The following is a 13,607-nucleotide window of genomic DNA, read 5'->3' on the forward strand; positions in this document are numbered from 1 at the left end:
TGAAGGCCAACGAGTTCATCGCGTTCTGGCTCAAGGACGGCCGGGTCCTCGCGGGCATGAACATGAACATCTGGGATGTCACCGACCCGATCCGCAACCTGATCGTCTCCAAGCGCGTGGTGAACGCCGACCGCCTGGCGAACCCGAACATCCCCCTCAGCGAGGTCTGAGAGACACGACAGGAGCCCTGGCCAGCGAGCAGCCAACCGACCCCCACCGCGGGCCGCACGAACGGGACCGGCTCAGTGGCCAGGACTCCCTCCGGCGGGCGTACAACCCTCGCCGAGTAGGGAGAAACCGTGTCGCGCGACCCATCCGGCCACTTGACCCCCAGCCGCCCGGCCATAGCCATCGCTGCACATCAGACGACAGCCCGCGCTGTTCGTTCGCCGAAGGGGCGTCTCAGACATGGCAGTAGACGACGAGTGGTCCTCGGCAAGTCCCCATCCATACCCCTGCCGCTACGATCCTCAGCCACGCTCCACAGGCAACCCCATTCGGAAGCGTGGAACTCGGGACACTCATCTACAGGTCCTACTCGCCGATCTCGCTGTAATGGTGCCGCACCGGGGTGGTACAGAGCAACCTCGACTACAAACTCGACAGGCAGATCCTCAACGGCCTGCGATGGTGCCGCACCTGGATAGTGTGGAGGGGGATGTGCCAGCGTCTAAGTTCATGAACGCATGCTCCGCGCTGTGATAGTGCCGCACCCGGATGGTGCGGAGCGACTACGGAGCGCGCGGTTGACGTTCTGCTCGGAAACGGAACTGCGATGGTGCCGCGCGGGGAGGGTGCGGAGCGGCATGCGTGGACGCAGCCCAACGCCACCGATCTCAAGGGGCTGCGATGGTGCCGCACCGAAGTGGTGCGGAGGCACGCCGCGGGGATGAGCCGGCAGGCCGTGCAGGCGCAGCGATGGAGCTGCACCGAAGTAGTGGTGCGGAGGTACATCGAGGAAGACGCCGCAGAACTCGGCCGGGTTGGAGCTGCGATGGTGCCGCACGGAAGCGGTGCGGAGACACCACCGAAGTGGCGCCGACCGGCGGATCCATCAGGACGCTGTGACGGAGCCACACCGAAGCGGTGCGGAAGAACGCTGGAACGGGCCAGCAGGCTGGCGTGCTGGCTGCGAAGGAGCGGCACCGAAGCGGTGCGGAGGCACGTCGCAGCGCAGGAGCCAGAGGTTGTCGGAGCCGGGGCTGCGATGGTGCCGCACCGGGATGGCGCGGAGCGACCCCAGTCCTCGACGGCCGGGTGATCGTGCCAGCGGGAGCTGCGATGGTGCCGCACCGGGATGGTGCGGAGCGACTGCCGCCGATCTTGGCGTAGCGCATGCGGTTGGCGCTGCGATGGTGCCGCACCGGGACGGTGCGAAGCGATGCCCGTACTGACGGCCGGCCATCTGAGTGGTCGAGACACTGCGATGGTGCCGCACCGGGAGGGTACGGAGCGACTCGGCCCCAACCAGGGGCTGTGGCTGCCGGGGGCGCTGCGATGGTGCCGCACCGGGATGGTGCGGGAGCGACGAGGTCGGCGTGGACCTTGAGGGAGGCGTTGTCGTAGCTGCGATGGTGCCGCCTCGGGATGGTGCGGAGTGACTGGCGCGTCTGAGCGGAAGACGAAACCGGTGGCGAGGCGCTGCGATGGTGCCGCACTGGTCAGGTGCGGAGGGCCTCCGGTTCGGGCGGAGGGATCGTGGTGACGAACTGCCGGCTGCAATGGTGTCGCAGCAGGGAGGTACGGAGCGACCAAGACCCGGACGCGTGCGCGGCCTGCGCGGACATGCTGCGATGGCGCCGCAGGAGGGTAGTGCGGAGCAACTCGTGGGCCACGGCGAGGGCTTCCTCGACTGTGTCGCTGTGATGGTGCCGCACCGGGAAGGTGCGGAGCGACGAGCGCGTCCAGAGCAGCGGACTCGTGGGGTGGGTGCTGCGATGGTGCCGCACCGAAGTGGTGCGGAGGTCCGCTTACGGCGGGCCGGCCCGCCGACATCGTTCTGTGGCTGCGGTGAAGCCGCACTGGTGAGGTGCAGAGGAACGATGCGGTCCTGGCGGTCCGCGGGTTCCAGCACTGGATGCTGCGACGGTGCCGCACCGGGGTGGTGCGTAGCGACCCCGGTTCAGCCGCTTCTGCAACGTCACCGAGATGATGCTGCGATGGTGCCGCACCGGGATGGTGCGGAGCGACGTGAGGCCGGGGAGGATCTTCTCGGCCTCGTCGGAGCTGCGATGGTGCCGCACCGGCAGGGTGCGGGGGGACACCAAGAAAGCCGAGCTCGCGGTCGAGGTAGAGGAGCTGCGATAGTACCGCACCAACATAGTGCGGAGTGACACACCGCCGGCCGTGCCGTACCGGGACTGTGGGGAGCGACAGCCAGGTGTCGGCGGAGTTCTCCTCGCCGGAGATGCTGCGATGGTGCCGCACCGGGATGGTGCGGAGCGACGCGGCTCAGCGTGCCCGCGATGTCCCAGCCACTGAAGCTGCGATGGTGCCGCACCGGGATGGTGCGGAGCGACGGCGGTTGAGCTGCTGGTCTGGTGGTTCGGCGGGTTGGCTGCCGTGCATACGTGGGTTCCATTTGGGGTGATTCGGACTTCTCGCTTTGGCGCGATGGGGTGTTCTCGTGTGTGCTTGTGGTTCCGAAGTCGTGTCCGGCCGGGACGGTTTTCTCGGTGTTGGCGCTGTGGAGTTGTCAAGGATCGGGTGTTGGTGGGGTGGCCGGGGGTGGGGTTCAGGGCCAGAGGTGGCGGCTGGCGGCGAGGGGGCCGTTGGATTGTTTGAGGCCGGTTCGGGGTGCGGTGTAGAGGGCGGTGACGCCGAGGTTGGTCAGCATGCCGGCGTTGCGGGTGTTGCTGGGTTCGGTGGCGCGGACGGCGGGGTGTTCGAGGAGGACGGTCACGTCGGTGGTGGTGAGTGGGGGTGTCCAGGCGGGCCAGCGTAGGGCGCCGCGGCTGTCGGTGGTGTCCCAGCTGGTGGCGGCTTGGGTGCGGCCGGTGGCGGTGAGGCGGAAGGTGGCGAGGGCGTGGAGGGCAAGCCAGGTGGGGCCGGGGGCTCCGCGTTGGTAGGGCTTGCCTTCGGAATTGGTGTGGGCGTCGCCGAGGGAGCGGTGGTCGAAGTTGGCGGAGGCGTAGTCGGGGATGCGGCGCCAGCCGTCCAGGGCCGAGCGGAGCTGCCTCGGGTCCTTGTGGCAGCCGAGGACGGCTTTCTGCATCAGGCCGGTGATGGTCATCTGGCCGGCGGCGGCGATCAGAGGGGTGACGGGGGTGCGGCGCACCGTGGCGGAGCTCGGTTCTTCCTCGGGTTCCGGGTCGTTCTTGCCGGTCTTGGGTTTGGTGTCTTCGAAGCACATGACGTTGGCCAGGGAGGCGAACCAGGAGGCGTGGCGGTCGCCCGTTTCGCGTTCGGCTTGGGCGAGTTCGCGCAGCGTCTGGTGCGCGGTGTCGACGCGCATTCGCAGGGCTTCGTTGGGGGCGGTGGCGTTCTCGCGTGGTCGGGTCAGGAGTCCGGGGACGTGGGGGAAGGAGTCCCAGACTTCCCCTTCGGCGCCGGCTGTGTCTGCGTCCTCGCCTTCTCCGTCTTCCGTCTCGGCTGCGTCCGCAAGCTTCCCGGCGGTGCGGGCGGGCTTGGGCGGGAGGTGGGTGGTGAGGAGTTCGGTGAGGGTGTCGAGGGTGAGGGGTTGGTCGGTGGTGAGGACGGCTGCGCCGGCCGGGCCCTTCCAGTGGAGGTGCGGCTCGGTGGGCAGGGTGGCGGTGGTGAGTTCGAGGACCCCGAGGGCGGCGAGGAAGCCGAGCGGGTCGTCGGAGCGCAGGGCGGGGAGTTCGAGCTGGTGCATGGTCAGCTGCCTTCTTCGGAGCAGGCGATGTCGGCGAGGCGTAGGACCGTTTCGAGGAGGGCCAGGCCCCAGAAGCCGTAGCGCCGGTTGAGGGCGCGGAAGCGGCGGGGGCCGGCCCAGTCGGTGCCGATCACGGTGCTGGAGACGGTGATGGTGGTGGTGTCGGGCATGGTGCATTCGACGAGGACCGGCTCAGGGTCGGCGAACGCGGGCAGCATCGGGCGGGCGTAGCCGTGGTGAGCGGCGACGAGGTGGGTGACGAGGTCGTGGTCGAGGCCTCGGGCGGTGGTGGGGTCGGTGGCGAGCCAGGTGTGGACGGCGGCGGCGCTGAGGGCTTCGTGGCGTAGGTCTTTGGACCAGTTGGCCAGGCGGGCGGCGCGTCGGCGGGCGGCGCGGTCGGCGGGGTCCATGCCGGACTTGGCGAGGGGTTCGGGCAGGGATTCGGCGAGCAGGCGGTCACCGGAGCAGAGCATGCACTGGAACCGCGGGTGGTCCTTTCCGCAGTCGTGGGCCCGGGCCGCGAGTACGACGGCGTCGACCAGGTCCTCGGGTAGCCCGACGGCCTCGGCGAAGACGCGGGCGCGTTCGCCGACGGCCTCATGGTGGCACTTGAGGGTGACGGTGCGGGTGAGGCTGCTTCTGTCCAGGTCTTCGTCGTCCACGGCGATCCGGTAGCGGCCGGCGTCGGCGAGCCGGGGCGGGACGAGGACGATCCGGCCCGGAGCACCGTGGTCGAGTAGCACCACCCCGGCCGCGGCCGACCGTCCGGTGCGCCACTCGGTGACCTCCAGCAGGGCTTCCAGGCGCCGGCGCAGCGCCGGGGTGTGTCGGGTGGGGCCGTCGGCTGGGGTGTCGGTGGGCAGGGCGGCGAGCAGGCTGGTGATCGCGGCGCGGACCGCGTCGGTCGTGCTCAGGGTGTCCGGGTCGTCGGGGTCTGCGGTGAGGTCGGTGAGGGCCTGCTTGATGAGCGGGGTGAAGTGCTCGGGGTCGCTGCCGGTGGTGCTGGCCAGGACGGCCGGGTCCAGGCGTAGCGGGGTGCGGGTGTGGTCGGTGGGGTGGTCGCCGAGGTCGGGGACGGGGGTGTGGGGGTCGGCGGTCCAGCCGTAGGCGTCGTGGCCGCCGGCGGTGGTGGGCAGGACGAGGGTAGCGCCGGGCTTCAGGTCCCCGACACTGCGCGCGGTGGTCCAGGTGCCGTCGGTCTCGCGTTGGAGGACGGTGGTGCGCAGGCGGGTGGGTAGGTTGCGGGGTTCGGGGGTGATGTCGGCATCGGGGCCTTCGAGGTCGCTGGTGTCGGGGGTCGCGCGGGGTTCGGTGAGGAATCGGCGCACCGTCGCGAGGGGCAGGGCAAGGGTTTCGCCAGGGTGGACGGGGGTGGTGCGGATGTGTTCGGCGAGGGTCTCGGGGTCGGTGGTGTCGGTGGGGAGGTCGGCGCGCCATAGTAGTTGGACTTCGGGCTGGCCGGTGTCGAGGCCGTGGAGGAAGGGGGCGGGGGATTCGTCGGGGACGGGGATGGGGCTGGTGCGGGCGAAAGCGCCCAGGCGTACCTGCTCGACCGGGGGGATGTGTTCGCCGGCGCGGGTGAGCGGTGCGGTGTCGGTGCCGTCGAGAAGTTGGGGCAAGGTGGCGGGGTTGAGGACCAGTCCGCCCAGGAGGTGGCGGGTCAGCTCAGCAGGGTCCTGGGTGTCGTGGGTGGGGGTGTGCTGGGTGAGCCACTGCCAGGAGTTGGCGGCGGCTGGCCCGTAGACGGGGATGCGGTCGGGGTCCTCGGGGTTGTGGGTGCGTACGAGGATCGCGGGTACGGGGCCGAGTTCGCCGCGGCGGTCGAGGCGTCCGAGGCGCTGCAGGGCGGAGGCCCAGTCGCCGCATTCGCTGACCATCGCTCCGAAGGTGCAGTCGATCCCCACTTCGAGGGTCTGGGTGCTGATCACGACGAGGGGGCGTTCGCGGTCGGGGTCGATGCCGGTGAGGAGTTCTGCCAGCGGGCCGGTGACGAGCAGGTCGCGCTCTGCGGGCCGGCAGCGGCCGGTCAGTAGCAGCACGTCCACGTCGGTGCGCCGGGCCAGTGCTTCGTGGGCGGCGCGGGCGTGGGTGATGGTGTTGGCGATCACCGCGACCGCGGGCAGCTTCAGGAGGGGAAGGGCGGCGTCCAGGGCGGTTCCGGCGGCGAGGGCGAACGCCTCGGCGGGCTTCTTCGACCAGCCGCTGGCGTCCAGCAGCGTCACGTGGCGCTCGGCCGCGATCCGCCGCCCGGCGATCGGATGGGCGCGGTCGGCACCACCCACCCCCAGGCAGGGCCGACCGCCGGTGGCGCTGGTTGCCGACAGGCTCACCACCCGAAGCGCCCGTGCCGCCAACTCCCCGCGCGCCGCCGTCTGCTGGTAGAGAGCGGTGTCGGCGGCGGTCGCCAGCAAGGCCTTCGACAGGTGGGCCTCGTCCAGAGCGAGCAGGGCGTCGTACCCGGTCAGGGCAGCGTCGATCGGAGCCCGCTGCGGTGAGGTGTGGTAGCCGCGGAACAGCAGGCGGCTGCCGTACTGGTCCACGGTCGACGTCACCACCAGCGGCTGGGCCGGGCTGCGCACCCAGTTCGACTCCCACCTGGTGCCGCCGCGCATCCGCACCACCTCCAGAGGTGACGCTCCGCCGCCGAGGTCGCGCAGCGATGCGGCGACCTTCGCCCGCACCGAGCCGGGCGGCGCCCCGGCGAGAGCTGCGGCCAGTTCCGTGGAGTGCTGGTGGGCCTGGTCGACCACCAGGCGCCGGTCGACGCAGAAGAACAGCCGCAGCGACACCGTCCGGTGCTCCCGGCCCAGTCCGCGGGCGTGTTCCCAGGCGAGGAGGAAGAGCCAGATGTCGATGAACGTGGTCTTGCCCAGGGCGGTGGGGACATCGAGGTCGGGCCAGTCGGCGCCGTCGGCCACGGCGTCCAGGTAGGCGCTCTGCCACGGGAACGGCGCCCAGCCCTCGCACCCGTCACAGGTCGCGGTCGCGTACCCGTCGGGGCAGTGAATGTGGTGGTGGACCTCCCGGAAGAAGGCCGGGAACTCGGCTGCCTCGATCGTCGGCAGCCGCTCGGTGCCCGTCACTGGTCGTCCTCCTGGAAATCGGGCTCCGGCCGGCACAGGCCCAGGCCGAAGTTCTTCTTGCTGCCCAGCACCACCGGCCCCGTCACCGGCACGGGGAAGGTCAGGCGCACATGGCAGCTCGGCAGCGGTCGCTCTCCCTCCTTGCGGCGCACCGGGAACCCGTCCACGCCCCGCGCACCGGGTACGAGCGCGCCGCGGGGGCTCACCTGCACATGCGCGGGTTCGGGAAGCCCGGCGGCGATGCAGCTGGCCGCGACCGAGTCCGCCCACGCGGCTTCCTCATACTTCTTGGGGAAGCGGTCGAGGACCGTCGGCAGCACCGTGGTCCACACCGTGGAGGGCCCCTGCCACGTGCCCGGCTGGACTGTCTGCGGCCACTGGTCGTGGTCGGCGGGACTGACCCGTACCAGGTCCAGAGGTTCCCCGTCCGCGACCCGGATCCAGCGCAGGCCCCCGTCGTGGCGAAGGAGGGCGGCGAGCAGCGCCTTGCGGTCCTGTTTCGGCATCTCGCTGGGCAGGGCGATGCCCAGGCCGCGCAGCATCCCGTCGGCGTGGTGGTGTCCGGCGAACGGCAGCGCGAGGTAGGCGACCGGCCTTGGGTCGTCCGGGCTGTTCTTGTGGCCGTGGACCGTGGTCATCGCCTCGACGTCGTGGCCCATCGCCTCCAACGTGCCCATCACCATGCTCCGCAGCTGGCCGGTCAGCTCCAGCGTCCACCGCGGGTCCAACGCCACGCCTGGGGCGAACGAGAACGTCAGCAGGTCACCGAACGGCCCCTCCGCCACCGCCGGCTCGTCCCGGTCGGTGTGGTCGGGGTCGAGGTAGTGGTGGGTGACCGACTGGCTCCAGGCTGGCCGCTGCTCCTCGAACGCCTCCTCCAGCCACGCCAGATAGCCGCGGTAGGGGATCCGGATCGGCCGCGAGCCCTTCGGGTACTCCCCGTTGGCGGCAGGCCTCCAGCGCTGCCGCCTCCCGTGCTCGTCACCGGGCTCGTCAGGGCCGCACCAGGCATCCAGCAGCCCGGCCCCGGTCGAGCGCCCGAAGTACGGCACCCGACGGGCTAGTTCCTTCAGCACCGGGGCGAGCTCCTCCCCCGGCTCCGCAGCCCAGCTGAACACCATCCGCGTACCGGACAGCGTCTTCTGTGCCCAGGTGCGCGGCACGCCGCCGGCGGTGCGTCCCGGCAGCAGGCCGTGGGTCACTTTCTTCGGGTCCACGATGTTGGTCACCACCCACGCCGCGCGCGGGTGGTCCGCTTCCATCGGCCTGGCCGGCACCGTGACCACTGGCGGTTCCTGCGCCTCCAGCCAGGTCAGCGCCATCCGGTGTGCGGTGTCCTTGAGGTCGGCGTGGTCGACCAGCGCGCAGAACAGGCGGGCCGGGTGGGGCGGCCACTCCGCGCGCTCGCCGTCCATGGCGGTCGCCTGGTAGAGCGGCTCCAGCAACTCCACCGAGATGTGGAAAGGCATGACGCTCTACTCGCCTTCCGCCTCGCCGATGCCCTCCAGCCGGAACGAGCGCTCGATCGCCTGCTGCACCTGCGAGTTCGGCCGCAGCCGCACCGGCTCCTTCGACCACACCAGGCCCGCCTCCTCGGCCCGCGAGCGCGCGAACTCGAACAGCTCCAGCGCCTGCGCTGCCGTGTCCAGCTCCAGCGGCTCCGTCACCGCCACGCCCTCGCGCCCGCGACCGACCCACTCGATCCGCTCCGACACCAGCAGCAGGTCGCAGCCCGACCGCAGCCGCACCGCCGGAGCCGCGAACGCCAGCCGGTCCCCCACCAGCGCCAGCGCCGCCAGCAGGGTCCTCCCCGCCCGCACGTACTCCTTCGAGGCGTCACCGAAGCGCAGAGCCCGCAGGCCCGCCATGGCCAGCGTCGCGTTCCGCTCGATCGCCCGGACTGTCACCCCGCCCATGCCCTCGACCGGCGGGATCATGCCGTGCCCGACCGCCGACGCCTTGAGCGTCTTCCCCTTGCCCTTCTTCCCGCTGCCCTCGACCGGCCTCCAGCCGTCGGCGGTCAGCTCCACGTTGTCGCCGGGGAAGTTCCACTTGTCGAAGCGCCCCGCCGCCCTCTTCCCGGACAGCGGATCCAGGCCCACCATCTCCGAGGTGTAGGTGCGCGGTACCTTCAGCTGCACGCGGCGCTTGCGGTGCGAGTCCCACAGCCCGTACACGAGGTCCGACGGCGCCGACTCCAGGAAGGCGCGCACATCTCCGGTCCCGGTATCGCGCAGCGCCCGGCCCGTGTCCGTCTCGTCGAACTTGACCCCGGACTCGTCCAGCGCGTCCCGGAAGTAGGCATCACGGGAGCGGTGCGGCGCATCCAAGTTCGTCATCCGAAGGCCCCGGCCTTCCGCGGTCACATGCAGCGCCAGGTGCGGCACCACCACATCCCCCCGGTCGACGGCCTCCAACAGAGCCGTCTCGCAGCGGTTCGCCTGCGACTGCCGCTGGTCCAGCAGCACCACCCTCGTGCGTTCCTCGCCGACCCACCGGTTCTCGAACAACTGGCCCGGACTGTCGCTCTCCATGAGCTTCACCGTCGGCGGCGCCACAGGCGCTCCCACGCCGGCCACCGGTTCGTACTGGGCCACGAGCCGGATCGCACCGTCCGCCGACAGCCCGCTCGCCGCCTCGGCCAGCCGCTCGTACAACGCTTCCATGAAAACCCTCCTTGGGCAGAACCTCTCGGACAGCTCGCATCGAAGCAGCCCCCACCGACAACCATCACTCATCTGAGTGATAGATCGTCAGAACTACTTTTACAGAGATTACTTGGACTAAACTCTGCGGCGGTCGGGTACCTGCCGGAGGCCGGGCAGTTGCTCGTCGAGGTGGCGCACCCCGCGCAGGATGTGGTGCCGGCCGTATCCGGGTATCGGTTCGTCGCCCAGCGCGGGGAGGTGGTCCTCCTGCCGGCCAAGGAGACCGCCCGCAGGAGGCCTACCGGCGGCTGCTGGCAAGGTTGGCCCTGCGGGCGCTGGACTAAAAGGACAGGACGTCCGGCTCTGTCACCCCCTGAGTAACCGCCAGACGGGCCTGCGGCCCAGGGAGCGTCAGCTGACGGGCGCGTAGGTGGCGAGGAGCCCGGAGACCAGGGGGTCCCCGCAGGCGGTGATGCGGCGGCGAAGGGCTTCGGCCTCGCGGGGGTGCCCGGAGTGGTCGAGTTCGACCATCACGACGAGCATCGCGTCCGGGCTTCCCGCGTCGACCGCCTGCTGCAGGAGGAGGCGCCGCTCGTCGGCCTCGGTCTCGTCGGCCAGGCAGGCGAAGCCGACGGCGCCGAGGGGATCACCGGCGCGGGCGGCGTCGCGGTAGGCGTCCTTGGCCGCTTCGGTCCGACCCTCCTGCTGCAGTGCGTGGCCGAGACGGAGGCTGGCGCCGGGAGCGCCCTGCTCGACCGCGTGCCGCAGGTGCGGTACGGCGTCGTGCCAGCGTTCCTGGCCGGCCAGGTGGCGTCCCAGGTACTCGTGGGCGACGGGCAGGTCGGCTTCCAGGGCCGCGCGGTAGGTTTGCTCGGCCTGCTCAGGGCGGTCGTTGGCAGCGTGCAGGTTGCCGAGGTTGATCCGGGCGCGGGCGTCGCCGTGATCGATGAGCCGCTCGTAGAGCTGCTGGGCCTCGTCGGTGCGGTGGAGGTATTTGAGGACGTTGGCCAGTTCCAGCTCCGCTTCCCGGTTGCCCCGTTCGACCGCTCGCCGCAGTACGGTCTCGGCCTCATGGGTCTGTCCGGTGTCGGCGAGGAGTCCACCGAGGTTCCCCAGTGCGTCCAGGTCCCCTGCGGCCACAGCCTTGCGGTAGGCGCGGATGGCTGGTCGGGTCTTCCCCCGGTCGGCGAGGAGGACGCCGAGATTGAACCAGGCGTTGGTTGCTCCGGCTCGTGCAGCCCGGCGGAGGGCGTTCTCGGCTTCGTCCAGCCGGCCCCGCTCGGCCAGTATCTGCGCCAGGTCGACCAGGCCGTCCGGGTTTCCGAGCGCGTGGGCTTCACGGCATGCGGCCTGCGCCTCGTCGAGTCGCCCGAGTTCCTTCAGGGCGAGGGCGGTGAAGCGGCGTGCCAGCGGGTCGTGCCGCTCGGTGTGTTCGCGCAGGACGTCGAGTGCGTCCTCGGGCCGGCCTTGCCGAATCAGGGCGAAGGCCTCGCCCCAAACGGCCGGGATGAGGCCGGCTTCGCGCAGGCAACGCCAGAGCCAGGGCGTGATCGATGGGTGTTCCCGCTCCGCGTTGGACACGACGGTCAGGGTGGTGGTGAGGTCCGGGGCGCTGCCGAGTGCCTCGAACCAGAGCAGCGGGTGGATGGCCGGCTCGGATCGCGGTGCGCCGTCGAGGAGGGCGGGACAGAGAAGGTGCGCGCCGTCCGCGGCCGGCTGGAGCAGACTGGTCATCCCGATCCGGCTCTCCCGGGCCCAGGAGAACGCCGCGTCGAGGGGCTCGGGGCGCAGCAGGTCGGCGCCGGCGTCGGCCAGGTAGTACCGGTGCGCGCGGGTGAGCAGATCGGTGGGCAGGGGGCCCTGGAGCCCTGCCCGACGCAGGTCCACCGCGCTGCGGACCAAGGCGGCCGCGGTGGGGTTCCCGCCGATCCACCACGCTGCCTGCCAGGTTGCCCAGAGTGCTGGGCCAGCCGCGAGGAACTCGCTCACTCCCCCGTGGGTGCAGCTGTCGACGGCGCTCCGAGTGCGTGGGTCGTCCGTGGCGCGGGCGCGGGCCAGCTCGGGCGCACTCCAGGAGCGGGCGAGGAAGACGGTCGCGGCTTGGTCCAGCACGGCCTGCGAGAGCACGGGCTCGGTCGTTCGCCCGTTGTCCCGGTGCGGGTGGGTGGCGGGGGCTGGGAAGTGCCGGGTGTGCACGGTGGCGAGGATCGGGATCCGACAGCGCCTCAGCTCGGCCACGTCCTGCGATCGCAGCCGGTCCGATCCAGTGTGGCGCTCGAGGTAGTCCAGCCACAGGATGCAGGGCTTCGGGCAGCGCAGGACGGCGGCGATCGCCTCCCGCAGACCGCCTCTGGGCGCGAGGCGGACCAGGTGGTCGGGCAGGGCACGGCGGCTCGCCTCGTGGGCGAGTCGGGACTTGCCGGACGCGGTGTCACCGGCCACCAGCACCAGTCCTCCGCGTGCGCCGGCCTGGGTCAGGAGGTCGGCGAGGTGCGGATCGAGGTCCCGCGGAACGTACTGCGGCAGGGCGTCGCCGCGGTGCGGCCACCCGGGGTGGACCCCGGCAGCCGGCGGGTCGAGCGCGGCGACGGTCGGCCACGACCGCCATGCCGCCGGGGGCGCGGGCAGCTGAGTCGAGCCGGCGTCGGGGTCCCGACGCCAGAAGTCGTTCATGACCGCGGCATACTCGTGTTTCCAGCCTTCGAGTTCCGCCACCGAGTAGTTGTCAGCCTTCCTGCCATCGATGGCCTTGTGGTGCGGCGCGCACAGCAAGAGCAGGTTGCCGAAGCCGTTCAACTGCTCGCGCGTCCAACCGGGATCGTGGCGCTTGCCACCCGGCCGCGAGGCGCGAATGTGGGCGATCTCGCCGTCCAGCACCGGCTCGTCGTCCACTGGTGCGGCCAGTGGACGTCCGCAGCCGGGCCACTGGCAGCGCGCCCCGGTCAACGCCATGATCACACCCGGGGTGTAGTTCTGCCGCCACCTCGCCACTCGGTTCCCTCCCGCTGGCCGCCCCGACACCGTGGGGCGACGCTAGCGGGCCGGGCGCCGACTGCGCGGGCGGCAGCCGTCTGCCGGCCGTTGATCGACTCCTTTGTGGTCCGAGCTGTCGCCATTGATCCAGTGGCTGATCGCCCGGGGACCGGATCTGCACGCTCGGCGCCGGCGTGGGCGTGTCAGGCCCGGGAGGGGAGGTGCCCCGACAGTCAGCGGAGCGTTTCTGACTGGCCATCGGCTCGGGCGGCCGGCAACGTCGTCCCGGCCCACGCGAGGTGGGGTGACGCGGCGACAGCCGTCGGACAACCACACCCTCGTCGAACATAATCCTGCGGCCGGACTGGGATTCGGCGAGCATCTCGGCGCCGACGACGGGGTACTGATCATCGACGAAACCGGCTTCGTGAAGAAGGGCACCACCTCCGCCGGAGTCGAGCGGCAGTACTGCGGCACCGACGGCCGCACCGAGAACCCGCCAAGTCGGAGTCTTCCTAGCCTACTCCGACAAACTGGGCCGGACCCCGATCGGCCGGACGCTCTACTTGCCGCAGTCCTGGCCCGATGCCGAGTGGACACCCCGGCATCCTAACGAGCCGGTGGCCTCGCGCGACAAGCTGAGCATGGAATACCTCGGCTACGTCGAGCCCGACGGCTACGACCGGGTCGTGTTCCGAGGGGATGTGAAGGCCAACGAGTTCATCGCGTTCTGGCTCAAGGACGGCCGGGTCCTCGCGGGCATGAACATGAACATCTGGGATGTCACCGACCCGATCCGCGACCTGATCGTCTCCAAGCGCGCGGTGGACCCTGACCGCCTGGCGGACCCGAACGTCCCCCTCGGCGAGGTCTGAGACACGGCAAGAGCCCTGGTCGACGAGCAGCCAACCAAGACCCCGTCCGTTCACCGCTGAGGGATGCACGCGGACGGGGCCGGTTCATCTGCGAGGGCGGACGGGCCAGCGAACGCTCTGGTGCCTCCCCGCTCTCGCAACGGCAGGTCCCGGACGTCGCGGCCCGGCAGCGCGAGGGCGTCCCAGGTCACCT

General features: G+C 71.0%; 5 protein-coding genes and 3 pseudogenes. 3 read left to right on the forward strand and 5 right to left on the reverse strand.

Annotated features, from left to right (window positions below):
• Positions 1-170: pseudogene (locus ACFXPX_RS18360) on the forward strand (NAD(P)/FAD-dependent oxidoreductase); the annotation flags it as partial.
• 2,564 nt (positions 171-2,734) lie between these two features.
• On the opposite strand, the gene ACFXPX_RS18365 reads toward ACFXPX_RS18360, so the two are convergent.
• The 5 genes from ACFXPX_RS18365 to ACFXPX_RS18385 all read right to left on the reverse strand — a co-directional run bounded on the left by ACFXPX_RS18365 (position 2,735) and on the right by ACFXPX_RS18385 (position 12,557).
• The gene (locus tag ACFXPX_RS18365) at positions 2,735-3,835 is read right to left on the reverse strand and encodes a hypothetical protein (protein ID WP_380642208.1); all 1,101 of its coding nucleotides are present in this window, start codon (positions 3,833-3,835) and stop codon (positions 2,735-2,737) included.
• A 2-nt stretch (positions 3,836-3,837) separates the two neighbouring features.
• A complete protein-coding gene (gene cas3u / locus ACFXPX_RS18370) occupies positions 3,838-6,918 on the reverse strand; it encodes a type I-U CRISPR-associated helicase/endonuclease Cas3 (RefSeq protein WP_380642210.1) in 3,081 nt (1,026 codons plus the stop codon).
• Complete coding sequence (gene csb2 / locus ACFXPX_RS18375; RefSeq protein ID WP_380642212.1) at positions 6,915-8,387, reverse strand: type I-U CRISPR-associated protein Csb2; 1,473 nt, start codon at positions 8,385-8,387, stop codon at positions 6,915-6,917. Before csb2 ends, cas3u begins: the two co-directional genes overlap by 4 nt.
• A 6-nt stretch (positions 8,388-8,393) precedes the next feature.
• Positions 8,394-9,584, reverse strand: coding sequence for a type I-U CRISPR-associated RAMP protein Csb1/Cas7u (gene cas7u / locus ACFXPX_RS18380; RefSeq protein ID WP_380642214.1), 1,191 nt, complete (start codon positions 9,582-9,584; stop codon positions 8,394-8,396).
• Positions 9,585-9,977: 393 nt separating this feature from the next.
• Complete coding sequence (locus ACFXPX_RS18385) at positions 9,978-12,557, reverse strand: tetratricopeptide repeat protein (protein WP_380642216.1); 2,580 nt, start codon at positions 12,555-12,557, stop codon at positions 9,978-9,980.
• Positions 12,558-12,915: 358 nt separating this feature from the next.
• On the opposite strand from ACFXPX_RS18385, the pseudogene ACFXPX_RS18390 reads away from it, so the two are divergent.
• A pseudogene (locus tag ACFXPX_RS18390) lies at positions 12,916-13,120 on the forward strand (transposase); the annotation flags it as partial.
• A 57-nt stretch (positions 13,121-13,177) separates the two neighbouring features.
• Positions 13,178-13,414 (forward strand): annotated as a pseudogene (locus tag ACFXPX_RS18395) (oxidoreductase C-terminal domain-containing protein); the annotation flags it as partial.
• Positions 13,415-13,607 lie beyond the last annotated feature (193 nt).

The sequence above is a fragment of the Kitasatospora sp. NPDC059146 genome (assembly GCF_042786665.1).
Classification (GTDB): domain Bacteria; phylum Actinomycetota; class Actinomycetes; order Streptomycetales; family Streptomycetaceae; genus Kitasatospora.